The following is a 24,774-nucleotide window of genomic DNA, read 5'->3' on the forward strand; positions in this document are numbered from 1 at the left end:
GGCTACCGGCCGACGGCCAGGCAGGTCGCCGTGGCGGTCTTCGTCGGGTCGCTCTCCGACGTCGCGGTCAGCTTGACCGTGCCCAGCAGGCTGCCGCCCTTGGCGCGGATCGCGTGGACCGGCACCGTCACCTTCTTGCCGAACTCGGCCGAGGTCAGGAAGTTCGGCACGTTGACCGACCAGCCCTTGCCGTCGACCGTGGTCGAGAGGCGGTACACGTCGCTCTTGGTGTAGGCCGAGACGTCCTCGGGGTGCGCGGCGGTCGAGGCCGCCGTCTTGCCCGTGTTCATCAGCTGGAACTTGCAGGTCGCCATGCCGTCGCCCAGGGTGACCCCGGCGGCGGGGAGCACGCGGACGCCGCGCTTCTGCGGGCCCGAGCCGTCGAGCGAGCGCACGGCCACCTTGTACGACAGGGTGCCGTCCTTGGCGCGCTTGAGGTCCAGGACGTAGAAGTGCAGGCGGTTGGCCTCGTCCTTGAACTCGTACTCCGAGCCCGAGTCGGCGCCGGCCTTGAACAGGGCGTCCGAGAGCTGGCGGTAGTCGCCGATCGTGATCGGGACGGCGGTGCCGTCGGGCAGGACGTAGTCGGTCATGCCGATGTCCTGCGGGTTGGCGTCGACGACCCACTCGAACGGCGCGGAGTCCTGGTCCTTGGTCTTGGCCAGCAGGACGCCCGAGTCGGGGGTGAACGAGTCGGCGCCCATGCGGTCGACGACCTCGACGGTGTAGTTGTTGTAGTTGCCGCCGTCGCACAGCGGGTTGGTCTGCCACTGGCAGGCGGGCGACTTGTCGCCGGTCTGGAAGGCGATGTTGATGCCCGACAGGCCCTGCGGGCCCGGCTGGACGACGCGCGCGGTCACGTCGGCGACGACCAGGCCCGACTCGTCGAGCTGATCGCGGTTGAGGCGCAGCACGTTCTGCTCGTCGACCATGTTCAGCTTGATCTTGTTGCGCAGCATGTGCTGGGCGCCCATCGAGCCGCCGCCGGTCGGGGGGATCAGCCAGCGGCTGTGCGGGCCGCCGGGGCCGTTGAAGCTGCCCCGGCTGAGCATCTCCCAGATGCCGGTGTACGCCCGGCGTACCGGAACCCCGTAGGGGTTGTTGTAGTTGTCGGCGATGCCGAAGATGTGCGACAGCTCGTGGGCGTACACGCCCATGCCCGAACTCTCGGCCTGGACCGAGTCGACGCCGAAGCGGGCGTTCGGCCAGAAGGTCGAGCCGGCCTGCCAGGAGGTCCAGTCGACGTAGCGGGTGGCCGACCAGTTGGGCAGGGCGGGGTCTTCGGGACCGAACTCGTCGGTCACGTCCTCCTTGGTCGGGAACTTCATCATCCCGAACTCCTGCCAGGTCGACGACTCGTCCTGACCGGCGCTCAGGTAGAAGACGAAGTCGAACTGGTCGGCGACCTCCGGGCCGACGGCGTTGAGCCACGCGGTGTTGCCGTCGGTGCGCAGGTTCTTGTTGCAGGTGTCGCCGGCCGGGCAGGCGTTGCGCTGGTACTCCAGCGCGTACTCGTGGTCCTTGCCCGGCATCAGGTAGGGGCCGAAGCCGGTGAGCTCGACGCCGATGCGGCCGCCCGAGTCCTCCATCCAGTACTCGTGGATGGTGTGGCCCTTGTTCAGGTCGTTCGGGGTGTTCAGGAAGTCCTGGTAGAACTTGGCGACCTGCTCACGCGGGACGTCGTGGGCCTGCGCCGACGGGTTCTTGAACACCGTCGAGCCCTGCGGCTGCGTCACGACGAACGGCTGGTTCGGGTAGTCGAGCAGGACCAGGGCGCCCTTGAAGGTGCGGTCGCTGCCCTTCACGCTGGGGTCGTTCCAGTTGGTGCCCGGGGGCTTCTTGTAGTCCGACCACGTCATGTGGTCGGGGTTCTCCCAGTTCTGCGGGTCGATCGGCTTCGGCATCTCCGAGAGACCGCCGAGCTTCCGCGCCATGGCGACAGGCTCGTCCTGCTGCCAGGGCTGGGTCTGGGGCCAGTGGTCGTACCGCCACGGGGTCTCCGTGTCGGGGAGGGGTTCAGCGGCGAACGCTTGGGTGGCGTTCGTTAAGGCGAGGGGTGCGAGCAGCGCTGCCGCGACCAGCAGCCTGAGGGGGCGTTTCATAAAATGTCACGTTATATAAGCCCGTTTGGGGGATCAACCGTCACTCTGTTACTACTCGTGTCATCTCACGCCTCCCCGGGAACTCCCAGCCGATCTTCTCCGGACTGTGATCGCGGAGTCATGGAATCTGCACACAACGGGCCTCGAATACGGGCCGCGACCCTCCGCATGGTCCGCGAGGTGCACCGGTCGCCCGTCATTCCGGGCCGGGACGCGGCGCTGGCCTTCACCCCCGGGGAGGGCCCGTTCGGGGAACGCGCCGCCGACCTGCTCGCGAGCCGTGCCGGGGTGCTCGAAACCCGGTTCCGGCGGTACGACGCCCTCGTCCACGACGCGCTGAAGCTGCGTGACCGGATGGTGCTCACGCACGGCGAGCCCCATCCGGGGAACACGATGCGCACCCGCGACGGCCGGCGGCTCATCGACTGGGACACCGCCCTGATCAGCCACCCCGAGCGCGACCTGTGGCCGCTCGACCTCTATCGGCTGCGCTGGCGGCTCAACGACGTCGCGGAGGAGGCGCGCAGGTTCTCGCTGCCCCACATGGGCGACGACGACGCGTTCGGCTGGACGATCCTGTGCGACACCGTGAATGATCTCTGAGATGGAACGAACCTTCGACCTCGACGAGGCCGACGCCCTGATGCCCGAGGTGCTGGCCCGCGCCATCGTTCTCGTGGACCTGCGGGCCGACCTGGCCGAGCTGACCCTCGACCTGCGCGCCTCCGGTCACTCCCGGCTGGGCGGGCTGGCCGAGTCGAAGGCGTTCGAGGCGCGGCTGGCCGAGACGATCGGCTGGTTCACCGAGACCGGCATCGAGGTGAAGGGCCTCGCGCCCTTCCTCATCGACTTCCCGTCGGTCCTCGACGGCGAGTCGGTCCGGCTGTGCTGGCTGGAGGGCGAGTCGTCGTTGTCGTGGTATCACCTGACGGCGCTGGGTTTCGCCGGCCGCCGCCGCCTGCCCTAGCCTCCTTGCGTCCAGATGGTCTTCCACTTCGAGCACTTGTTCACGGGCTTCTTGGCGGTGCCGCGGCAGGCCTGGGCGCGGATCTGGAGCACGCCGCCCAGGTTCTTCCTGAACGTGCCGGTGCCGGTGACGCAGTTGTAGATCCCGTGCGTCCGCCATCTGCCGTTGGTGGCGCTCATGGACTTGACGAGCAGCCAGGAGCAGGTCTTTCCGTAGGAGTCGTCGAGGTTCCCGGAGACGTAGAGGCCCGACTGGCCGACGGTGACCTTGCCCCAGGCGGTCGCCCAGCCGTCGGTGGAGTGGATGCGGCCCCACTTCCAGGTGGTCGGGGCGGCGTGGGCCGGGGTGGCGGTCAGGGTCAGCGCGGCGGCCGCGACGGCCGTGAGGATGCGTCGTTTCACGCCCCCATTGGTAGCCGGGCCGACTTGTGACCGGCTTGCGGGCTAGTGGGGGTCGTCTTCGACGAACTCCTCGTCGTAGTCGGGGTCGAGGCTGCCCCAGACGGTGCCGTAGCGCAGGGTCACCAGGCGGCCGACCGCCTCGTGGGCGCCCAGCGGGGCGGCGCAGTTGAAGTTCTCCGTGAGAGCGCTCACCCGGTCGGCGTCGGCTTCCGGGCCGATGATGAACGGGGCCAGGGCGATGCGGGAGGCGCCGATGTTGCGCAGCCGCTCGGCCGCGTCGGCCACCGTCGGGCGGCCGTCGAAGGCGGCCGGGACGACCGGCAGGGCCAGGCGGGCGGCCAGCAGGACCGCCGTCGCGTCGGCGCCGCGGGCCGACTCGTCGCCGCCGACCGTGGCCACGATGATGCCGTCGACCGGCGAGGTCACGTTGAACAGCCGGATGCGGTCGGCGCGGGCCAGGCCGCGCTCGGCGAGGCGGACGTGCAGCGCCTCGGCCAGCAGCGGGTGGGGGCCCAGCGGGTCGGTGACGACCACGTCGGCCTCGCTCTCGCGGGCGGCCTCGCGGACGGAGCGCATGACGCGCGGGTGGGGCCCGGTGACGAGGGGTACCGTGATGGCGGCGTGGCCGTCGGAGGTGCGGGCGTTGCCGATGGCGGCGAACTCCTTGGCGAGGTCGGCCCCGCCGTCGCTGAGCGAGATCAGGCGCAGGTCCAGGGTCGGGTTGTCGACCCTGATCGTGGTCGCCAGTTCCGTCACGACGTCGTCGACCGCGCCCGGGACCGCGAGCACCAGAACCGGCGCGTCGGCGGGCAGCGTGACGGGCAGCGGGCGCCGGTGGCGGCCGCCTCCACCCGGGCGGGACGAGCGTTCCCGGGTGGGAAGCTTCGCCGGAACGTCATGACCTTCGTTCACACCGGCGGATTCTAGGGCGAATCAGCCGAATTAGTGGAGTCGACGGGCCGAGTCGTTCGCGGAGAGGACGATGGAATCCATGATCACTGTGTTCGGCAGCGCCAATATGGATCTTGTGGCGTACGTGGAAAGGGCCCCTGAGCTGGGCGAGACCGTTTCCGGCCGGGAATTCCGGACGATCTGTGGCGGAAAAGGGGCGAACCAAGCAATTGCCTCGGCACGCGCGGGCGGAGAGGTCCGGTTCGTCGGCGCGGTGGGCTCCGACGGGTTCGGCGCCGAGCTCCGGGAGGCGCTCGACCGGTCAGGTGTGGACACCCGCGCGCTCCGGACCGTCGAGGGGCCGTCGGGCATCGCGCACATCGTCGTCGAGGACGGCGGGGCCAACTCGATCATCGTGGTGCCCGGCGCCAACGGGAAGGTGACGGCCGAGGACGCCGAGCGTCTCGACGGCGACGCGCTGCTGCTGCAGCTCGAACTGCCCCTGCCCGCCGTCGTCGCCGCCGCCCGCGCCTTCCCGGGCCTGGTGGTGCTGACGCCCGCGCCGGTGGTCCCGCTGCCCCGGGAGCTTCTGGACGCGGTGGGGCTTCTGCTGCCCAATGAGCACGAAGCCGCCGCCATCACCGGTCTCACGGCGCCTGAGGAGGCGCTGGAAGCCCTTCTGGCGCTGGTTCCCGAGGCGGTGGTCACTCTTGGTGCCGACGGGGCGATCTACGGCTCACGGGACGGCTCACGCCTCCGGGTGCCCGGCCGCCCCGTCGAGGCCGTCGACACGACCGCCGCCGGCGACACCTTCGCGGGGGCGTTCACGGTCGCGCGGACGGAGGGCCGTACCGCCCAGGAGGCTCTCGAGTTCGCCACCGCGGCCGCCGCGCTCTCGGTCCAGCGGCCCGGCGCGTCGACCTCGATGCCGACCAGAGACGAGATCGACGCCGAAGTAGGGTGAGAACCATGCCCGGCGCGGAGATCGTGGAGGCCGGCGGGCGCGAGGTGAAGATCACCAATCCCGATCGGGTGGTCTTCCCGCGCACCGGCCACACCAAGCTCGACCTGGTCCGTTACTACCTGTCGGTCGGCGGGGGAGCCCTGCGCGGGGTCGCCGACCGGCCGACCGTGCTCAAACGCTTCGTGCACGGCGTCGACGAGGAGCCGTTCTTCCAGAAGCGGGCGCCCGCCAAGCGGCCCGGCTGGATCGACGTCGCCGAGTTCCGCTACCCGAGCGGGCGCAGCGCCGAAGAGGTCGTCGGGCGCGACCTGGCGACCGTGGTGTGGTGCGTCAACCTCGGCTGCGTCGACCTCAACCCGCATTCGGTGCGGTTCCCCGACCTCGACCACCCCGACGAACTGCGCGTCGACCTCGACCCGGTCCCGGGCGTGCCGTGGCCCGACATCATCGAGGTCGCGCTGACCGCCCGCGACGTCCTGGTGGAGCACGACCTGACGCCGTTCCCGAAGACGTCGGGCTCACGCGGCTTCCACGTCTACGCGCCGATCACGCCCGACTGGACCTACCCGCAGGTGCGCAGGGCCGCCGAGGCGGTGGCCCGCGAGGTCGAGCGCCGCGCCCCCGAGATCGCCACCTCCCACTGGTGGAAGGAGGAGCGGCAGGGCGTCTTCGTCGACTTCAACCAGAACGCCCGCGACCGCACCACCGTCAGCGCCTACTCCGTCCGCCCCACGGGCTGGGTGTCGACCCCGCTGACCTGGGATGAAGTGCCGTCATGTGACCCCACGGAGTTCACGATGGAGGCGGTCGCCGCCCGCTTCGAGGAACGCGGCGACCCGTGGGCCGAGATGGACGGCGTGGAGGGCTCGCTCGACTCGCTGCTGGCGCTGGCCAAGGCGCAGGGGCCGCGGCCGAAGAACCCGGAGAAGTTCCCGGTCATCGAGATCGCCCGGTCGGAGAAGAAGGAGCCGGCGCTCCGGGCGTTGGAGAACTGGAAGCGGCGTCACCCGGAAGCGGCCGCGCGGCTCGAACCCGCCGACGTCCTCGTCGACTCCATGCGCGGCCGCTCGTCCACCTGGACCCGCGTCCGGGTCAACCTCCAGCACGTGCCGGAAGACGAGAGGCCCCCGCAGGAGCCCCTCGAAATCGACTTCGACCCGTGGGCCGCCTACCGCCCCGGGCCGTAGATGTCCCAGAGCTCGCCCAGGAAGAAGGTGCCGAACCGGGCCAGCGCCGCCAGCCCGTTCGGCCCCGTCGTCGTGAACGTCGTCAGCATGCGCGCCAGGTCGGACGGCGAGATGTGCATCGTGCCCGAACCGAGCGGCTTCGCCGGGTCGTCTTCCTGCACGTGGCCTTCGAGCAGCCGCGTGTGCAGCGTCGACGTGTCGAGCCAGAGCCGCGTGGGCGGCCCGTGCTCGACGTTCTTGACCCCCGCCAGGGTGCGGGGCCGGCCCTCGCCGTCGCGGAAGTGCAGCAGGTAGCGCATCTCCCGGCGATCGGGCGCCTCTCCGGGTGCGAAGAGGTTGAACCAGCCCCGCTCGATGGGACGCCGGCCCCCGCAGACAGCGGCGTCTATCCATCCCTCGGCCCGCGCCGTGTGGTCGGGCTCGGCGAGGAAGCGGTCGACGTCGTCGGCCGTGATGGTGATCCGGAAGCTGACCGGATCGCTGCCGTCGAGCGAGCCGCGCATCTCCTCGGTGAAGGAGAGCGAGGTGACCGTGCGGATACCCATCAGACGTGCCTTCTTCGTCGTGGTCATTCGGTCGGCCAGCCGGGTGGCCAGCCGGTCGGCCATGGCCGCGATGGTCAGGGCCGGATTGGCCCCGACCGGGCCGGGCATGGCCGCGCCGTCGGCGACGTACAGGCCCTCGTGCCCGAAGACCTGGCCGTCGGCGTCGACGACGCCCTCGCCGACGTGGCGGCCCATCGGCGCGCCGCCGAGCGGGTGGACGGTGACCACCCGCTTCAGCGGCGCGTCGGAGTAGTCGGCGCCCAGCACGTCGCCGATCCGGCGGATCGTGCCGCGCACCCGGTCGAAATATGCGTCGCTGGTCTCGGCCGTCCAGTCGAGAACCAGCCGGTCGCCCGAGAGACGCAGGATGCCGTCGGGCACGTCACGGCCCATGGCCAGCATCGGCAGCGACCGGTCCGAGAGCTCGCCTCTCCCCATGAGGCGGGCGAACTCGGCCGACAGGTTGTGGTCGCGGGTGATCAGTCCCCGTACGCGCTCCAGCGCGAACCTGACCGCCCGCTTGAACTCGTCGCCGACGTCGGCGGCCTCCGCGATCCAGTCGACGAAGGCGGGGAACCCGCCCTCCTGGATGTACGCCGACCCCGGCAACCTGACCACACTCGTGATGACCGGTCCCTTCGACGCCGCGACGGGCCGGTCCTTGGCCCGCAGCAGGAACGCGATCAGATCGCCGTTGCCGGAGAACCGGGTGCCCAGCATGTGGCTCAGGCCGGGCAGCGCGTGCCGGTTCGACAACAGCAGCTTCACCGTGCCGTACGTCCCCGCGGCCAGCACCAGCGCGTCGCAGCTGATCGTGTGGGGGCCGGTCAGGGGGTCGTGCTGGACGTAGCCGATGTCGTAGCCGCCGCCGGTGCGCGGGGTGATCGACTTCACCTCGTGCAGGGTCCGGATGTCGGCGCCCATGTGGCGCGCGGCGGCCAGGTAGTTGTGGTCGAGGCTGTTCTTGGCGCCCTCGTTGCAGCCGATGTTGCACTCGCCGCAGAGCCGGCAGGTCCGGCGCCCGGTGGCGTGCAGGCTGCCGTATCCGGGCTCGACGATCGGCAGGCCCAGGCCCGGCTCGGCGCCCGGCTTGGGGGCGAAGGTGACCGCCAGCGGCGGCAGCGAGAAGTCGAGGCCCAGTTCGGCCGCGGCGTCCTGGACGACCCGCGTCTTCAGCGTGTCGCGGTAGGCCGGGCGGTCGATCGGGTAGGTGGTGGCGCCGAGCATGCGCTCGACCTCGTCGTAGTGGGGGTCGAGGTCGGCCCGGCCGACCGGCCAGTTCTCGTAGCCGCCGCCGGGCAGCGGCGACTCGGTGACGAACGCCTCCTCGTCCTTGCGCAGCAGCACGTTGGCGTAGATGAGCGAGCCGCCGCCGAGGCCGCTGGAGACGATCGAGTCGCACGAGCCGAAGCTCCACACGTCGTACATGCCGTGGAGGCCCTCGGACGGGTCCCAGAACGCGCGGCCCATCTGGGCGGGGCTGCGCGGGAAGCTGCCGGGCGGGTAGGGGCGGCCGCGTTCGAGCACCACGACCGACAGGCCCGCCTCGGCCAGCCGGTAGGCCGCCACGGCCCCGCCGAAGCCGGAGCCGACGACCACCGCGTCAACGTGCTCCACTGCCGCTCCTCTTGATGAAGTCGAGGATGTGCGGGAAGACGTCGATGTGGGCGTTCTTGCCGATGATCGGGTCGACGTGGCCGTAGCCGGGGAGGACCTGGAGTTCGTGCAGGCCCGGGTTGTGCCGCGACATGATCTCGTGGCAGACGATGTTGGAGTCGGTGAAGACGTGGTTGCGGTCGCCGGTGAGGAACAACACCGGCACGTCGAGGTCGGCGGCCGCCTCCAGGTAGTCGGCGGGCAGCTCGCGGAACCGGTCGTCGTGGCGGACGGCGTGCCCGGCGCGGACCATCTTCCGCATGTGCCGGTAGTAGTGGACGCCGTTCGCGCCGAACAGGTCGGCCACCCGCCGATGGGTCTCCTCGGCCAGGTTCTCGTGGCTCCACAGGCCGGGGTTCCCGGCGCCCCACATGAAGCTGATCATGTGGCACGACCGCACGTCGCACTCGCGGTGGAACAGCGACACCATCCGCGAGATCATCCAGCCGCGCGTCATGACCGGCGCGTCGCCGAACCTCGGGTCGAGGAACGGCACCCCGGCGACGTAGTCGAAGAAGCCCGGCCCGAACGCCAGCTTGAGCTTCGACCAGGCCGGCACGTGGGTGACCAGGGCGACGCTGTTGGAGGTGACGCTGGCGATCCCGTCGACCAGGCCGGCGGCCAGGCTCATCATGAACGACACCGACCCGAGGCACTGCGCGATCACGTGGACGCGCTTGTGCGGCCCGATGTGCCGGCGCAGCTCGGCCAGACCGGCCGGGTGGTCGAACAACGCGATGTCGTCGAGGGTGAAGCGGTGGGTCTCGGTGTCGTACGGGTGGCGGCAGCTCATCCGGAAGTCGAGCGACCAGACGTCGGTCAGCCCGTTGTTGAGCAGGAAGGTCACCAGGTTGACGTGTTCCGGCATGATGAACATGTCGGTGGAGGCGGGCAGACCGTGCAGCAGCAGCACGACGTCGTCGGAGTCGGCCCGGAAGAACCTCGTCAGTTCCAGGCCCAGGCCGTCGTCGGTCGGGAACGGGTGCATGGTGATCTCGGCGTCGCTGACGCCGTCGTTGGTGAACCGGGCGATGCGCATGGGTCCGCCTCCTCTCGGGTCCCACAATGCCAAGGCACGGCACACCCCTGCATCGTGGAAAACTCGTACATTCAGCCGAGCTGGCCGAGCGCGGCCGTCATGCCGCCGCGAGAGGTCACCCCGAGCTTCTCGAACGCCCTGGTCAGGTGGGTCTCGACGGTGCGCACCGAGATGTGCAGCCGGGCCGCGATCTGCTGGTTGCTGCACCCCTCGGCGACCAGCCGGGCGATCTCCAGCTCACGCCCGGTCAGCCCGTGGGCCCCGGTGGCCCGCGCCGCCGCCACCCGCTTGCCGGCCCGCCGCTGCTCCCGCACCGCGGCGGCGGCCAGGCCGCGCGCGCCGCAGGCGGTGAAGATCTCGTGGGCCGCCTCCAGGTGCGGCAGCGCGGCCCGTTTGCGGCCCCCGTCGACGCACGCCACGCCCGCCCGCAGCAGCGCGCGGCCGGCGTCGAGCCGGTGGCCGGCCTTGGTGAGGATCTCGGCGGCCGTCAGGGCCAGCTCCTCGGCCTCCGCGCCGATGGTCGCGTGGGCGCGCGCCAGGCGGGCCAGCCCGTCGGTGAGCTCCAGCTCCGGACGGACCATCGTGGCGGCCCGCTCGGCCCAGGCGGCCGACTCCTTCGGCTCGTTCCTGGCGGCGTGCGCGCACGCCATGGTCTCGCAGAAGGCGAGCATGCTGAACTCCTCCAGCCGGTCGCCCGCGAAGTCCTCCTCGACGGCCGCGACGGCCTCGTCGTCGATGCGGCCGGAGTTGGCCAGGGCGGTGGCGTAGGCGAAGCGGGCCTGCGCGCCCGGCCACTCGTTCACGCTGACGCCGGAGGTGGCGGCCTCGTGGCCCAGGCGGATGGCGTCCTCGTCGTCGCCGGCCGCGCCGGCCAGCAGGCTCTGCTGGGCCATGGCGACCACGCGGGCGTAACCGGAGTTGAGCAGCAGGGCGATCTCGGCCGACTCCTCGGCGGCGATCTGGCCCTCCGGGATGCGCCCGAGCACGCCGTTGAGGCGGGCCAGCCCCGCCAGCATGTTGGTCAGGATGAAGGTCTGCCCGGTCGCCTTCACCGCCGCGATGGCCCGTTCGAACCGGGCCAGCGCCGGGCGGTGCCGGCCGAGCCAGATCTCCGACCAGCACATCCAGGCGACCGTGTCCATCCAGGCGAGCTGGTGGATCTCCGGGATGGCGTCGGCCAGCGCCTGCGCGGCGGCGAGGTGGCGCAGCGCCTCCTCGACGCGGTGCCCGGCGTAGGCGGTCATCGGGCGCAGCATCGCGATGGCCAGCCGCAGGCCCGGGTCGTCGCCGTCGTCGGGCATGAAGTCGAGCACCGCCTGGGCGGCGCGGTGGTCGCCGCGCATCAGGCTCTCGGCGACCAGGCGCAATCGCATCGGCAGCGCCGCCGGGAGGCGCGGCTCGGGGATCTCCCGCAGCTCGGACACCAGGACGGCCCGCCCCTCGCCCGGCCGGTCGAGCAGCCGCTCGACGAGGGCGCAGAAGCGGGCGGCCTGCGCCCGGCGGGCGTAGTCGTCGCGGGGAAGCAGCCGCAGCACCTCGTAGGCGGTGTTCCTGGCCTCGATGAGGCGTCCGCTGACGGTCTGGTTGCGGGCCAGCTCCAGCAGCAGGTCGAGCCGGTCGGTGGTGTCGGGCAGCAGCCCGAGCGCGGCCTGCAGCCAGTGGGCCGAGGTCGCCGGGGCGGTGGTGGACACCTGGCGGGCGGCGGCGACCAGGACGTCGACGGCGTCACGGTCGCCGAAGGCCGCCGAACGTTCCACGTGGACCGCGCGCAGCGGGGCCGGCGCGTCGACCTCGGCCAGCCGTTCGGCGATCCGGCGGTGGGCCGACAACCGCCACCCGGCCTTGGCCGACTCGTAGGCCGCCTGGCGCACCAGCGGGTGGCGGAACCGGAACCGGCCCCCGGCGCCGGGCCGCACCAGGTCGCGGTCGACCAGTTCGTCGAGCGCGTCGAGGGCGGTGGACAGCGGCACCTTGGCGGCCACGGCGGCCAGGCCGGCCTCGAACTCGTCGGCGGCCACCGCCGCGCCCTGGGCGACGATCAGCGCGTCGCCCGACAGGTCGCGCAGTTCCAGGGCGAGCGCGTCGTTCTTGGAGCCGGGCAGGTCGCCCGCCTCGATCCGCGCCAGGGCCTGTAAGTAGAAGGGGTAGCCCTCGCTGGCGTCGTACAGGGCCTTCTTGCGGCTCCTGGTCACGTTCGGCCCGAGCAGCTCCCCGGCCTCCTCCTCCGAGAGCGGCCCGATCGCGACCCGCGCCCCGCCGAGCGCCAGCCTCGGCGGCGCCTGCTTCGGCCGGTAGGCCACCACGACCATCAGCGGCGCCTTGGGGGAGTGGCGGCTGACGTGGTCGAGGAACTCGACCGTGGCCTCGTCGGCCCAGTGGACGTCGTCGAGCACCAGCACCAGCCCGTTGGGCCGGGCGATCCGGGCGAGGAGTTGCGCCACGGCGCGGTAGAGGCGGTAGCGGGCCAGCGCCGAGACGTCGTCGGAGGGTTCGGCGGTGGCGCCGAGGGCGGGGAAGACGGAGGCCAGCAACTGCGCGTCGTGGTCGCCCCGGCGAGCGAGGTCGTGGTCGTGGCGGGTGTCGTCGAGGTGGCCGTCGAGGGCGTCGACCAGCGCGGAGAAGGGCATGACCTGCTCGAACTCGGCGGCCCTGCCCCACAGGGTGAGGCAGCCGCGTTCTCCGGCGAGTCGTTCGAGCTCGGCCAGCAGCCGGGTCTTCCCGGCTCCGGGCTCACCGACGAGCGCGAGCAGCCGGAACTCTCCGCTCACGATCGCGTCCAGCGACCCCCGAAGATCATTCAGCACGTCCCGCCGGCCGACCAGGGGGGCAGAATGATCATTCATCGGGGCACCATGATCACTTGCCTGGTATCTCACAGCGACTTTACAGCGACGGCGAAAACGATGCCCGTCTTTAACCCGCATCACCGGTGCATTCCACGCATAGTCATGCAAATCGTGACGGCCGTCTGCCTGATTCTTGCGTGGCGCCGTCACCGTGGGGCGGACCGGCGGTGAGAGAGCTGTCCGTTTCCCGGGTTGGGGATCGCCGAAACGGGCGCGGCCCCTCCGCGCTGATTCGCGCGAAGGGGCCGAGGTCGCGGCTTGGGTCAGACGAGACCCTTGGTCTCCAGGACCGAGCAGCAGGTGTTCACCAGCAGGCGGGTGACCACGTAGGGGTCGGCGTTGGCGTTGGGGCGACGGTCTTCGATGTAGCCCTTCTTGTCGACCTCGACCTGCCACGGGATGCGGACCGAGGCGCCGCGGTTGGAGACGCCGTAGCTGTAGACGTTGTAGGGCGCGGTCTCGTGGTGGCCGGTGAGGCGCTGCTCGATGCCGAAGCCGTAGCCCGCGATGTGCTCCTCGACCTTGCCCTCGCCGCCGAGCGCCTCGCAGGCCGCGATGATCGGGTCGTAGCCCTCGCGCATGGCCTTGGTGGAGAAGTTGGTGTGGGCGCCGGCGCCGTTCCAGTCGCCCTTGGCGGGCTTGGCGTCGAGCGTGGCGGACACGCCATAGTCTTCGGCGATCCGGTAGAGCAGGTAGCGGGCCATCCACATGTGGTCGGAGACCTCGACGGGACCGGCCGGGCCGATCTGGAACTCCCACTGGCCGGGCATGACCTCGGCGTTGATTCCGGAGATCGCCAGGCCCGCCTCGATGCAGGCGTCCAGGTGGGCCTCGACGATGTCACGGCCGACGACCTCGTCGGCGCCGATGCCGCAGTAGTAGGGGCCCTGCGGGCCGGGGAAGCCGCCGACCGGGAAGCCGTAGGGGCGGCCGTCCTTGAAGAAGGTGTACTCCTGCTCGATGCCGAACCACGACTCCTGGCCGGCGTAACGCTCGGCGATCGGGGTCAGCAGCGCGCGGGTGTTGGTCGGGTGGATCGAGCCGTCGACGTTGTAGACCTCGCACAGCACGAGCAGGTTGTCGCCGCCCCGGATGGGGTCGGGACACGAGAAGACCGGCTTGAGCACGCAGTCGGAGGCGTGGCCCTCGGCCTGGTTCGTGCTCGAACCGTCGAAGCCCCAGGTGGGGAGCTCGGCGCCGTCCGCCAGCACCTTGGTCTTGGACCGGAGCTTCGGGGTCGGCTCAGTGCCGTCAATCCAGATGTACTCGGCCTTGAACGCCAACGTCTTTCCCTTCCTCGGAGGCGGACCGCGCTATTTGGCCGCCACGCCGAGATTGCCAAGAAGCCATTTCGGGTCCATTGCCCGTTTGTGAACACGATGTGAAACGGGAGGTCCCCGTGTTAAATCGTCTGGTTCAGCCGCTGGTGATCACGGCGAAGCGGGCGCCGAACTGGTCGGCCAGGACGGCGAACCGGCCCACGGTGTCGACCGAGACGGGCGGGTCGAGGATGGTGCCGCCCTCGGTGACGGTCGCCTCGACCGCCGCGTCGACGTCTCTGACCTCGAAATAGGGCAGCCAGAACGGCTTGGTGCCCGGGTTGAGGGTGATCACACCGCCGATCGTCGGGCGGTCGCCGCCCGGCAGCCGGATCGTGGTGTAACCGACCCCGGCGACGGTGGCCTCGATCGACTGGTGGTCGAGGGTCGCCTCGTAGAAGGGCGCGACGGCGGGCGGGCTGGCGACGTAGAGCTCCGTCCAGCCCAGGCTGCCCGGCTCGGTCACGGTGTCGAGGCCCTTGCGGCCCCGGCCCTGCCAGATCGCGAAGTCGGCGCCGGCCGGGTCGGTCAGCGCGGCGGTGCGGCCCTGGTCGAACACGTCGTAGGGGGCGACCCTGATCGTGCCGCCGGCCTTCTCGGCGCGGGCCACGGCCTCGTCGGCGTCGGGGGTGGCGAAGTAGATCGTCCAGGCCGAGCTGGTGCTCTCTTCGGACAGCGGGCCGATCGCGGCGACGATCTTGCGGTCGTGGAGGAAGAAGCCGTAGCCGTCGGCGTCGGGCCCGGCCGACTGGAAGTCCCAGTCGAGCACGGCGGCGTAGAACGTGGTCGAGGCGTCGGTGTCGGGCGAGCTTAGGTCGATCCAGCAGGGGGCGCCCGGCAGGTAGTCGGTCGTGAGCATGCGAGCTCCTTCGAACAGGTTTTCGGATGACGACACTCTGTCACGTCCTGCCGACAGTTTTTCCAAGATCGCTCCAGAAGCCCCCTGGAAAGGGGAGTGTTTCCGGCGAAATGGGGCGCCCGTGACTCCACTCGATAGGGTCCGCTCATGACGACCCAGATCATCCGCTACCGCGTCGCCGACCAGGAGAAGGCCGAGGAGAACGTGCGCCTCGTCCGGGAGATCTTCGCCGAACTGGCCCGGGAGCGGCCCGGCGGGATCACCTACCAGTCCTACCGGCTCGACGACGGACTGACCTTCGTCCACGTCGTCACGACCGACGACCTCCAGATCATGATGCGCTTCGAGGCCTTCCTCGCCTTCACCCAGACCCTGGGAGGGCGGCTCGACGGCGTCCCGCACCGCGAAGAGGCCACCCCCATCGGGTTCTTCGACGGCCACCTGCGATCATGAGAAATCTCCCCCTCCACAGATGAGGGGGGTGGCCGTGGCCCTGCGGGGGTGGCTCCTGAGCGGGCTCACGGCCGACCGGAGCCACCTGGAGCAGGGCCCGGCGGAGAAGCACGCCTGGTGGCGGGTCATGTGCCTGACCGGCGTCGACTACTTCTCCACCCTGGGCTACCAGCCGGGCATCGCCGCCCTCGCGGCGGGCGCGCTGTCGCCGGTCGCGACGTTGTTCCTGGTCGCGCTGACCCTGCTCGGGGCGCTGCCCGTCTATCGCCACGTCGCGGGGGAGAGCCCGCACGGCGCCGGCTCCATCGCGATGCTGGAGCGGCTCGTCCCGGCGTGGCAGGGCAAGCTCTTCGTGCTCTGCCTGCTCGGCTTCGCCGCCACCGACTTCGTCATCACCATGACCCTGTCGGCGGCCGACGCGACCGCGCACATCCTGGAGAACCCCTTCGCCCCCCACTGGCTCGACGGCCAGCGGATCCCGGTCACGCTCGCGCTGCTGGCCGCCCTCGGGGCGATCTTCCTGGCCGGGTTCACCGAGGCCGTCGGCGTGGCGACGGTGCTCGTGGCGGTCTACCTCGCCCTCAACGCCGTGGTCGTGGCCGTGGCCGTCGAGCACGTCGCGGCGAACCCGGCCGTGCTGGGCCAGTGGGAGCGGCTGCTGGAGGCCCGGCACGCCTCCCCGCTGGCCATGATCGGGCTGGCGCTGCTGGTCATGCCCCGGCTGGCGCTGGGGCTGTCGGGGTTCGAGACCGGGGTCGCGGTGATGCCCGTGATCCGGGGCGACATCCCGCGGCGCATCAGGTCGGCCCGCACGATGCTCACCACGGCCGCCCTGATCATGAGCGTGTTCCTGCTCCTCAGCAGCTTCGTGACGACGCTGCTGATCCCGGCGCGGGAGTTCCAGCCCGGCGGCCGGGCCAACGGCCGGGCGCTCGCCTACCTCGCGCACGCCTACCTGGGCGAGTGGTTCGGCACCCTGTACGACGTCAGCACCATCGCCATCCTCTGGTTCGCCGGAGCCTCGGCCATGGCCGGGCTGATCAACCTGGTGCCCCGGTTCCTGCCGCGCTACGGCATGGCCCCCGAATGGGCCTCGGCGGTCCGGCCGCTGGTGCTGCTCCTCACCCTCATCGCGTTCGTGATCACCTTCATCTTCGACGCCGACGTCGACCAGCAGGCGGGCGCGTACGCCACCGGCGTGCTGGTGCTGATGTTGTCGGCGGCCGTCGCGAGCTGCCTGTCGACCCTGGCGAAGGGACGGCGCGGGGCCGCGCGCGCCTTCGGGGTCATCAGCGCGGTGCTGACGTACACGCTGGTCGACAACGTGATCGAACGGCCCGACGGCGTCAAGATCGCCGGGTTCTTCATCGTGGCCATCGTCGTCACGTCGCTGATCTCGCGGGCGACCCGGTCGACCGAGCTGCGGGTGACGCGGGTGCGGCTCGACCCGCTGGCCGAGCAGTTCGTCAACGAGTGCTGCGCCGGCGAGCTGCACCTCATCGCCAACGAACCGCAACGCCGCGACCAGGCCGAATACCACGACAAGTTGCGCGAGAACTGGTTCATGCACCGGCTGCGCGCCTCGGAGCAGGCGATGTTCGTCGAGGTCACCGTCAGCGACGCCTCGGAGTTCGAGACCGAGCTCTACGTCCGGGGCGAGGAGCGGTTCGGGCACAAGGTGCTGAACGTCGAGAGCTCCACCGTGGCCAACGCGCTGGCCGCGCTGCTGCTCTACCTGCGCGACCGCACCGGCCGGGTACCCGACATCTACTTCCACTGGACCGAGGGCAACCCGATCAACGCGATGCTCCGCTACCTGATCTTCGGCGGCGGCGACGTGCCGCTGCTGACCCGTGAGGTGCTACGGCTCGCCGAGCCCGATCCACTGAGGAGGCCGCACGTCCATGTGGGGTGACCTGATCCTCGTCGTGCTGACGATCGTGTTCTTCGCGCTGTTCGCGCTGCTGGTGAAGGCGGTCGAGCGGCGGTGAGCGCCGTCAACCTCGTCGGGCTCGTCGGCGCGGTCGCGCTGACGGCCTTCCTCGTCGTGGCGCTGCTGTTCCCGGAGCGGTTCTGATGACCGCGCTCACCCTGGTCGCCGTGCTCGCGCTGCTCTACCGGCCGCTGGGCGACCACATGTACCGGGTCTATTCGGGCGATCGGGACACCTGGGCCGAACGCCTGACCTACCGCGCCCTCGGGGTCGCGCCGCGCCAGGAACAGCGGTGGCCGGGCTACGCGCGGTCGGTGCTGGCGTTCTCGCTGGTCTCGATCCTCTTCCTGTACGCCTTCCAGCGCGTCCAGAACCATCTGGTGTTGTCCCTGGGGTTTCCGCCGGTCGTCGACCACGTCGCGTGGAACACCGCCGTCAGCTTCGTGACCAACACCAACTGGCAGTCCTACGCCGGCGAGAACACCATGGGGCACCTCGTCCAGATGAGCGGCCTGGCGGTGCAGAACTTCGCCTCGGCCGCCGTGGGCCTGGCCGTCGCGATGGCCCTGGTGCGCGGGTTCGCCCGCGGTGACAGCGACACGATCGGCAACTTCTGGGCCGACCTGGTCCGGGGGGCGTACCGGATCCTGCTGCCCCTGGCCTTCGCGGGCGCGGTCCTGCTGGTCGCGGGCGGCGTGGTGCAGAACCTCGCCGGCCCCCACGAGGTGCCCGCCGTCCTCGGCGGGACGACCACGCTGACCGGCGGCCCGGTCGCGAGCCAGGAGGCGGTCAAGCAGCTCGGCTCCAACGGCGGCGGCTTCTACGCCGCCAACTCCGCCCACCCGTGGGAGAACCCCAACGGCTGGACCAACTGGCTCCAGAACCTGTTGATGTTGCTCATCCCGGTCGCGCTGCCGCGCACCTTCGGCCGGATGGTGGGCCAGAACCGCCAGGGGTACGCCCTGGCCGCCGTCGTCGCCGTCATCGCGATCGCCTCGATCTGGCTGACGAACGTCTTCGAGGCGGGGGGCGCCGCCACCGTCCCGCAGGCGGCGGGCCTGGCGATGGAGGGCAAGGAGGTCAGGTTCGGCCTGTCCGAGAGCGCCACCTTCGCCGCGTCCACGACCCTGACCTCGACCGGCGCGGTCAACGCGGCGCACGACTCGTTCACCCCGCTGGGCGGCATGATGGCCATGGTCGGCATGATGCTCGGCGAGGTCGCCCCCGGCGGCGTCGGCTCGGGCCTCTACGGCCTGCTGATCCTCGCCGTGATCACCGTCTTCGTGGCCGGTCTCATGGTCGGCCGCACCCCCGAATACCTCGGCAAGAAGATCGCCGCCCGGGAGATCAAGCTCGCCTCGCTCTACTTCCTGGTCACCCCGGTGCTGGTGCTGACCGGCACCGCGCTGGCCCTGGCCAACCGGGCGGGCCTGGCCGGGACGCTCAACACGGGCCCCCACGGCCTGTCCGAGATCCTGTACGCGTTCACCAGCGCCGCCAACAACAACGGTTCCGCGTTCGCCGGGCTGACCGCGAACACCCCGTGGTGGGACGTCGCCCTCGGCGTCGCCATGCTCCTCGGCCGGTTCGCGCCGATGGTGTTCGTGCTGGCGCTGGCCGGATCGCTGGCCCGGCAGACGCCCGTGCCGTCGTCGGCGGGCACGCTGCCCACCCACCGGCCGCAGTTCGTCGGCCTGGTCATCGGCGTGACGGTCGTCGTGGTGGCGCTGACCTACCTGCCCGCGCTGGCCCTCGGGCCGCTGGCCGAGGGGACCGGCGGATGAACGTTCTCCTCGGGGCCCTGGCCAAACTCAGCCCCCTGAGCCTGTGGCGCAACCCGGTGATGTTCGTCGTCGAGGTCGGCGCGCTCGCCGCCACCGTCCTCGCGGTCGTGACGCCGGGCTTCTTCGCGTGGGCGGTCGTCGGCTGGCTCTGGCTGACCGTGCTGTTCGCCAACCTGGCCGAATCGGTCGCGGAGGGCCGGGGCAAGGCGCAGGCCGCGACGTTGCGGGCGGCCCGGCGCGACACCACGGCGAGGCTGGCCGACGGGTCGGTCACGCCCTCGGCCGCGCTGAAGAAGGGCGACCTCGTCGTGGTCGAGGCGGGAGAGGTCATCCCGGGCGACGGCGACGTCGTCGAGGGCATCGCCAGCGTGGACGAGTCGGCGATCACCGGCGAGTCGGCCCCGGTCATCCGCGAGTCGGGCGGCGACCGGAGCGCCGTCACCGGCGGCACCAAGGTGTTGTCCGACCGGATCGTCGTGCGGATCACGCAGCGGCCGGGGGAGAGCTTCGTCGACCGGATGATCTCCCTCGTCGAGGGCGCGAACCGGCAGAAGACCCCGAACGAGATCGCGCTGAACATCCTGCTCGCCGCGCTGACCGTGGTCTTCCTGGTCGCCACGGCCACCATGCAGCCGATGGCGATCTACTCGAAGGCGGTGAATCCCGGCGTACCGGATTCCGCCGCGCTGACCGCCGACGGGGTCACCGGGGTGACGCTCGTGGCGCTGCTGGTCTGCCTGATCCCGACGACCATCGGGGCGCTGCTGTCGGCGATCGGCATCGCCGGGATCGACCGGCTGGTGCGGCGCAACGTGCTGGCCATGAGCGGCCGGGCGGTCGAGGCGGCCGGCGACGTCTCGACCCTGCTGCTCGACAAGACCGGCACCATCACGCTCGGCAACCGGCAGGCCGCCGCGTTCCAGGCCGCCGAGGGCGTCGACCTGCGCGATCTGGCCGAGGCCGCCCAGCTCTCCAGCCTGGCCGACGACACACCCGAGGGCCGCTCGATCGTCGTCTACGCCAAGGAGCACTTCGGCCTGCGCGAACGCCCGGTCGCCGGAGCCCACTGGGTGCCGTTCTCGGCGCGCACCCGGATGAGCGGGGTCGACGTCGGCGACCGGCAGATCCGCAAGGGCGCCGCGACCGCCGTCATGAAGTGGGTGCGCGACGCCGGCGGACGCCCCACCGCCGAGATCGGCCACCTGGTCGACGGCATCGCGGCCAGCGGTGGCACCCCCCTCGTCGTGGCCGAACGGGGCCGGGTGCTCGGCGTGATCCACCTCAAGGACGTCGTCAAACAGGGCATGCGCGAACGCTTCGACGAGATGCGCCGCATGGGCATCCGGACCGTCATGATCACCGGCGACAACCCGCTGACGGCCAGGGCCATCGCCGACGAGGCGGGCGTGGACGACTTCCTCGCCGAGGCCACCCCCGAGGACAAGCTCGGCCTCATCCGCCGCGAGCAGTTCGGCGGCCGGCTGGTCGCGATGACCGGCGACGGCACCAACGACGCCCCCGCCCTGGCCCAGGCCGACGTCGGCGTGGCCATGAACACCGGCACCTCGGCGGCCAAGGAGGCCGGGAACATGGTCGACCTCGACTCCAACCCGACCAAGCTCATCGAGATCGTCGAGATCGGCAAGCAACTGCTGATCACCCGGGGCGCGCTGACGACCTTCTCCATCGCCAACGACATCGCGAAGTACTTCGCGATCATCCCGGCCGTCTTCGCCGCCGTCTATCCGGGCCTGGACGCGCTCAACGTGATGCGCCTCGCCACCCCGCAGTCGGCGATCCTGTCGGCGGTCGTCTTCAACGCCCTGGTCATCGTCGCGCTGATCCCGCTCGCGCTGCGCGGCGTCGCCTACCGCCCGGCGAACGCCTCGGCGATGCTCAGCCGCAACCTCGCCGTCTACGGCCTGGGCGGGGTGGTGGCCCCGTTCGCCGGGATCAAGCTCGTCGACCTCGTGATCCAGCACCTGCCGGGGTTGTCGTGACCCGGCGTCTCGGCGCGGCGATCCGCGCGCTGGTCGTGCTGACCGTGGTCACCGGCGGCCTGTACCCGCTGCTCGTCCTCGGCGTCGCCCAGGTGTTCCTCCGCCACAAGGCCGACGGCTCGCCCGTCGCCAGGGGGAGCCGGCTGATCGCGCAGGACTTCGCCGGGAACCGCCGCTACTTCCAGAGCCGCCCCTCGGCCACCGGCTACGACATGCTCCGCACCGGGGCGAGCAACCTCGGGCCGGAGAGCGTGGTCGACGTACCGGGAAGACCCAGCCTGCTCACCCAGGTCTGCGCCCGCTCCATGCGGGTCGGGGAGCTGGAGGGGGTGAGCGGCGCCCGGCCGTTCTGCACCGCGTCGGGGGTCGGCGCGGTGCTCAAGGTGTTCCCGGGCCGGGTGGTCAGCGTGAACGAGCCGTGCCCGGCGGTGCCCTTCATGACCGAATATCAGGGAGTGAACGTCGAATGCGCCGAAATGGGACAGAGCTATGCGGCGGGCCGGACCGTCCCCATCAGGGGCGGCGCCCGCTGGTCGATCCCGCCGGACGCGGTGACGGCGAGCGGGTCGGGCCTCGATCCGCACATCTCGGTCAGGTACGCCGACCTCCAGGCCGTCCGCGTCGCGAGGGAACGCGGCCGCCCGGTCGAGGAGGTCCGCGCCCTCATCCGCCGCCATACCGACGTCCCCGCTCTCGGCTTCATGGGTGAGCCCGGCGTCAACGTCCTGGCCCTCAACCTGGCCCTCGACCGATGACGGTCCGGGGCCGCCTGCGCGTCTACCTGGGCGCCGCCCCGGGTGTCGGCAAGACCTTCGCCATGCTCGGCGAGGGCCGCCGCGCCGCGGAACGGGGCCGCGACGTCGTGGTCGGCCTGGTCGAGACGTACGGCCGCCCCAAGACGGCCGCGCTGCTGGCCGGCCTGGAGGAGGTGCCGCGCCGGGAGCTGGCGTACCGGGGGACGCGCTTCACCGAGATGGACGTCGACGCCGTGCTCGCCCGCCGCCCCAAGGTCGCCCTGGTCGACGAGCTCGCGCACACCAACGTGCCGGGGTCGCGCAACGCCAAACGCTGGCAGGACGTCGAGGAGCTGCTCGACGCGGGGATCGACGTCATCACCACGGTGAACGTGCAGCATCTGGAGTCGCTCAACGACGTCGTCGAGGAGATCACCGGCGTCCCGCAGCGGGAGACGGTGCCCGACGAGGTGGTCCGCCGGGCCGACCAGATCGAGCTGGTCGACATGTCGCCCGAGGCGCTGCGCCGCCGCATGGCCCACGGCAACGTCTACGCCCCCGAGAAGGTCGACGCGGCGCTGTCGAACTACTTCCGGGTCGGCAACCTGACCGCGCTGCGCGAACTGGCGCTGCTCTGGGTGGCCGGGCGGGTCGACGACCAGCTCGACCGCTACCGCGCCGAACACGGCATCGCCACCACGTGGGAGGCGCGCGAACGCGTCGTCGTGGCGCTGACCGGCGGCCCCGAGGGCGACACCCTGATCCGCCGCGCGGCCCGGGTGACCACGCGGACCAAGGGCGCCGACCTGCTGGCCGTCCACGTCACCCGGGGCGACGGCCTGGTCGCGGGAGACCCCGCCCACCTGGCCCGGCAGCGGGCCCTGGTCGAGGCGCTCGGCGGGACCTACCACCAGGTCGTCGGCGACGACGTGCCCCGGGCGCTGCTCGACTTCGCGCGCGGGGTGAACGCCACCCAGCTCGTTCTGGGCGCGTCGCGGCGGGGGCGGCTGGCCCAGATCCTCTTCCGCGGGGTCGGGGCCGAGACGATCGCGCGGTCGGGCTCGATCGACGTCCACATGATCACCCATCAGCAGGCCCGCCGGGGCCTGCCCCGGCCCGGCTCCCGGGCCGCGCTGACCCGCACCCGCCGCCTCGCCGGATGGGCGGCCGCGCTGGTCGGCATGCCCGCGCTGACCGCCGTGGTCTACCCGCTGCGCGACCTGCTCGCGCTGCCCAGCGAGATCCTGCTGTTCCTGCTGCTGGTCGTGATGGTCGCCCTGGTCGGCGGCATGTCCCCGGCCATCACGGCCGCCGTCGTCGGCTTCCTGCTGCTCAACTACTTCTTCACCCCGCCGGTCGACAAGCTCACCGTCGCCGACCCGCAGAACCTGCTCGCGCTCTTCGTGTACGTCCTGGTCGCCGTCATGGTCAGCCTGGTCGTCGACCTGGCGGCCCGCCGGACCCGCGAGGCCGCCATGGCGGGCGCCGACGCCGAGGTGCTGTCGACCCTGGCGGGCCACGTGCTGCGCGGCGAGGCGGCGCTGCCCTCGCTGCTGGCCCGCCTCCGCGAGACCTACGGCCTGACCTCGGTGACCCTGCTCGAACGCGCCGCCGCCCCGGCCCCCGACGACCGCGCCGACCCCGAGGCGTGGCGCATCGTCGCCACCTCCGGAGGGCTGCCGTGCACGAGCCCCGGCGCCGCCGACACCGACGTGGTGATCGACGACAACCTGGTGCTGGCGGTCAGAGGCCGCCTGCTCGGCGCCTCCGACCGCCGCGTGCTGGAGGCCTTCGCCGCCGAGACCGCCGTCGCGCTGCGCCAGCGGCGGCTGGAGGAGGAGGCCGAACAGGCCAAACCCCTGGCCGAGGCCGACCGCATGCGCACCGCCCTGCTCGCCGCCGTCAGCCACGACCTGCGCACCCCGCTCGCCTCGGCGAAGGCGGCGGTCGAAGGACTGCGCAGCACCGACGTGGCCTGGTCGGCCGCCGACCAGGCCGAACTGCTCGCCACCGCCGACGAGTCACTGGTGACGCTGACCCGGCTGGTGGAGAACCTCCTCGACATGAGCCGGTTGCAGGCCGGAGTGCTCGGGGTGGCCCTCCAGCCGGTCGCGCTGGCGGAGGTGCTGCCCCGGGCCGTCGAGGATGTGCGGGTGCGGATCGACGTGCCCGACGACCTGCCCGAGGTGACGGCCGACCCGGCGCTGCTGGAACGGGTGCTGGCCAACCTGGTGTCGAACGCGCTCCGCTACAGCCCCGGATATGTGCTGGTGACGGCCAGCTCCCACGACAACAAGGTGGAGATCCGGGTGGTCGACCGGGGCCCCGGCATCCCGCCGGAGGCCCACGACCAGGTCTTCCAGCCGTTCCAGCGCCTCGGCGACCGCGACAACCACTCGGGGGTCGGGCTCGGGCTCGCGTTGTCGCGCGGGCTGGCGGAGGCGATGGGCGGCGCGCTCACCCCGGACGAGACGCCGGGCGGCGGGCTGACCATGACGGTCACCCTTCGGTCAGCCGATCCCGGGCCTCCATCAGGGCGAAGCCGAGCAGGTTGAGCCCCTGCCACGTGGCGGGAGAGGCGGCCCGCTCGTCGGCCGCGGTCAGGCCGATGCCCCACACGCGGTCGTGGGGGCTGGCCTCCACGAGCACCCGGTCGCGGGTGCCGAGCAGGTATTCGCGCAGGTCGGGGTGGGCGGCGAACTTGGCGGTGCTGCCCCGGACGACGACGGCGTAGCGGTGTTCGGCCCAGACGGCCTCGTCGAAGCCGCGGACCTCGCGGCCCAGCTTCTTCGCCTCGCCCGGATGGGCCGCCGCGAGGATGCCGGCGGCCGTCTCGGCGTCGCCGAACAACCAGGCCTTGTGGGCCATCATGTAGTGCTCGGCCGAGCGGAACACGTGGCCGTCTTCGGTGAAGTCGGCCTCCCACCACTGGCTCAGGCAGCCCGCGCCCACCCCGCCGTCGCGAGGTGGGCGGTGGCCCCAGAAGAAGAGGTAACGCGGCACCCGGCCGGAGGCCTCGGCGTGGACGGCTTCTTCGACGGAGCGCGGTAACGTCACCGGCTCAATCTAACGGGCCCCGCCGACGTTCTCCGGC

General features: G+C 71.5%; 20 protein-coding genes. 11 read left to right on the plus strand and 9 right to left on the minus strand.

The annotated features are described in order from the left end of the window. Positions 1–2: 2 nt before the first annotated feature. Positions 3–2,102 carry a M6 family metalloprotease domain-containing protein gene (locus AW273_RS05860; protein ID WP_062345961.1) on the minus strand — a complete coding sequence of 700 codons (2,100 nt, stop codon included), beginning with the start codon at positions 2,100–2,102 and terminating at the stop codon, positions 3–5. A gap of 120 nt (positions 2,103–2,222) precedes the next feature. Between AW273_RS05860 and AW273_RS05865 the strand changes: the two genes are divergently transcribed. Together AW273_RS05865 and AW273_RS05870 are read left to right on the plus strand one after the other, a co-directional pair. Beyond that, positions 2,223–2,705: a phosphotransferase family protein gene (locus AW273_RS05865; protein WP_232327098.1), complete on the plus strand. Its 483-nt coding sequence runs from the start codon at positions 2,223–2,225 to the stop codon at positions 2,703–2,705. A 1-nt stretch (position 2,706) separates the two neighbouring features. Beyond that, the gene (locus AW273_RS05870) at positions 2,707–3,069 is read left to right on the plus strand and encodes a DUF2203 domain-containing protein (RefSeq protein WP_083949531.1); all 363 of its coding nucleotides are present in this window, start codon (positions 2,707–2,709) and stop codon (positions 3,067–3,069) included. On the opposite strand, the gene AW273_RS05875 is transcribed toward AW273_RS05870, so the two are convergent. Together AW273_RS05875 and AW273_RS05880 are read right to left on the minus strand one after the other, a co-directional pair. Then, positions 3,066–3,470: a hypothetical protein gene (locus AW273_RS05875; RefSeq protein WP_062345967.1), complete on the minus strand. Its 405-nt coding sequence runs from the start codon at positions 3,468–3,470 to the stop codon at positions 3,066–3,068. The two genes, AW273_RS05870 and AW273_RS05875, sit on opposite strands and share 4 nt — an antisense overlap. Positions 3,471–3,512: 42 nt before the next feature. Then, the gene (locus AW273_RS05880; protein ID WP_062345969.1) at positions 3,513–4,382 is read right to left on the minus strand and encodes a sirohydrochlorin chelatase; all 870 of its coding nucleotides are present in this window, start codon (positions 4,380–4,382) and stop codon (positions 3,513–3,515) included. Positions 4,383–4,452: 70 nt separating this feature from the next. On the opposite strand from AW273_RS05880, the gene AW273_RS05885 reads away from it, so the two are divergent. Together AW273_RS05885 and AW273_RS05890 are read left to right on the plus strand one after the other, a co-directional pair. Further along, a complete protein-coding gene (locus AW273_RS05885) occupies positions 4,453–5,325 on the plus strand; it encodes a ribokinase (protein ID WP_198168019.1) in 873 nt (290 codons plus the stop codon). Between the two features lie 5 nt (positions 5,326–5,330). Then, positions 5,331–6,512 carry a DNA polymerase domain-containing protein gene (locus tag AW273_RS05890; RefSeq protein WP_062345973.1) on the plus strand — a complete coding sequence of 394 codons (1,182 nt, stop codon included), beginning with the start codon at positions 5,331–5,333 and terminating at the stop codon, positions 6,510–6,512. Here AW273_RS05890 and AW273_RS05895 read toward each other — a convergent pair. The 5 genes from AW273_RS05895 to AW273_RS05915 all read right to left on the minus strand — a co-directional run bounded on the left by AW273_RS05895 (position 6,494) and on the right by AW273_RS05915 (position 14,776). After that, on the minus strand, positions 6,494–8,674 hold the full coding sequence (locus AW273_RS05895) for an FAD-dependent oxidoreductase (protein WP_062345975.1): 2,181 nt from the start codon (positions 8,672–8,674) through the stop codon (positions 6,494–6,496). The two genes, AW273_RS05890 and AW273_RS05895, sit on opposite strands and share 19 nt — an antisense overlap. Next, entirely contained in the window at positions 8,661–9,752 is a 1,092-nt protein-coding gene (locus AW273_RS05900; protein ID WP_062345978.1) for an alpha/beta hydrolase, read from the minus strand. Before AW273_RS05900 ends, AW273_RS05895 begins: the two co-directional genes overlap by 14 nt. A gap of 71 nt (positions 9,753–9,823) precedes the next feature. Next, entirely contained in the window at positions 9,824–12,595 is a 2,772-nt protein-coding gene (locus AW273_RS05905; RefSeq protein WP_062345980.1) for a helix-turn-helix transcriptional regulator, read from the minus strand. A gap of 266 nt (positions 12,596–12,861) precedes the next feature. Next, complete coding sequence (gene glnII, locus AW273_RS05910) at positions 12,862–13,881, minus strand: glutamine synthetase GlnII (protein WP_062345982.1); 1,020 nt, start codon at positions 13,879–13,881, stop codon at positions 12,862–12,864. Between the two features lie 133 nt (positions 13,882–14,014). Continuing rightward, positions 14,015–14,776 carry a VOC family protein gene (locus AW273_RS05915; protein WP_062345984.1) on the minus strand — a complete coding sequence of 254 codons (762 nt, stop codon included), beginning with the start codon at positions 14,774–14,776 and terminating at the stop codon, positions 14,015–14,017. Positions 14,777–14,923: 147 nt separating this feature from the next. On the opposite strand from AW273_RS05915, the gene AW273_RS05920 reads away from it, so the two are divergent. The 7 genes from AW273_RS05920 to AW273_RS05950 all read left to right on the plus strand — a co-directional run bounded on the left by AW273_RS05920 (position 14,924) and on the right by AW273_RS05950 (position 24,235). Beyond that, complete coding sequence (locus AW273_RS05920; protein ID WP_062345986.1) at positions 14,924–15,229, plus strand: hypothetical protein; 306 nt, start codon at positions 14,924–14,926, stop codon at positions 15,227–15,229. Positions 15,230–15,248: 19 nt separating this feature from the next. Then, positions 15,249–17,144 (plus strand): APC family permease, encoded by a 1,896-nt coding sequence (locus AW273_RS05925; protein WP_062345988.1) that lies wholly within the window; start codon positions 15,249–15,251, stop codon positions 17,142–17,144. A 72-nt stretch (positions 17,145–17,216) separates the two neighbouring features. Beyond that, complete coding sequence (gene kdpF / locus AW273_RS36995; RefSeq protein WP_062345990.1) at positions 17,217–17,306, plus strand: K(+)-transporting ATPase subunit F; 90 nt, start codon at positions 17,217–17,219, stop codon at positions 17,304–17,306. Next, positions 17,306–18,946, plus strand: coding sequence for a potassium-transporting ATPase subunit KdpA (gene kdpA, locus AW273_RS05935; protein ID WP_062345992.1), 1,641 nt, complete (start codon positions 17,306–17,308; stop codon positions 18,944–18,946). Before kdpF ends, kdpA begins: the two co-directional genes overlap by 1 nt. After that, positions 18,943–20,946, plus strand: a complete 2,004-nt coding sequence (gene kdpB, locus AW273_RS05940) for a potassium-transporting ATPase subunit KdpB (RefSeq protein ID WP_062345994.1) — start codon at positions 18,943–18,945, stop codon at positions 20,944–20,946. The genes kdpA and kdpB overlap by 4 nt, the downstream gene beginning before the upstream one ends. Further along, positions 20,943–21,701, plus strand: a complete 759-nt coding sequence (locus AW273_RS05945) for a potassium-transporting ATPase subunit C (protein ID WP_062345996.1) — start codon at positions 20,943–20,945, stop codon at positions 21,699–21,701. Before kdpB ends, AW273_RS05945 begins: the two co-directional genes overlap by 4 nt. After that, positions 21,698–24,235: a DUF4118 domain-containing protein gene (locus AW273_RS05950; protein ID WP_062345998.1), complete on the plus strand. Its 2,538-nt coding sequence runs from the start codon at positions 21,698–21,700 to the stop codon at positions 24,233–24,235. The genes AW273_RS05945 and AW273_RS05950 overlap by 4 nt, the downstream gene beginning before the upstream one ends. Here AW273_RS05950 and ybiA read toward each other — a convergent pair. Then, positions 24,180–24,737 carry a riboflavin biosynthesis intermediates N-glycosidase gene (ybiA, locus tag AW273_RS05955; protein ID WP_232327100.1) on the minus strand — a complete coding sequence of 186 codons (558 nt, stop codon included), beginning with the start codon at positions 24,735–24,737 and terminating at the stop codon, positions 24,180–24,182. The genes AW273_RS05950 and ybiA overlap by 56 nt on opposite strands. Positions 24,738–24,774 lie beyond the last annotated feature (37 nt).

The organism is Herbidospora yilanensis, from assembly GCF_001570565.1.
GTDB classification, from domain to species: domain Bacteria; phylum Actinomycetota; class Actinomycetes; order Streptosporangiales; family Streptosporangiaceae; genus Herbidospora; species Herbidospora yilanensis.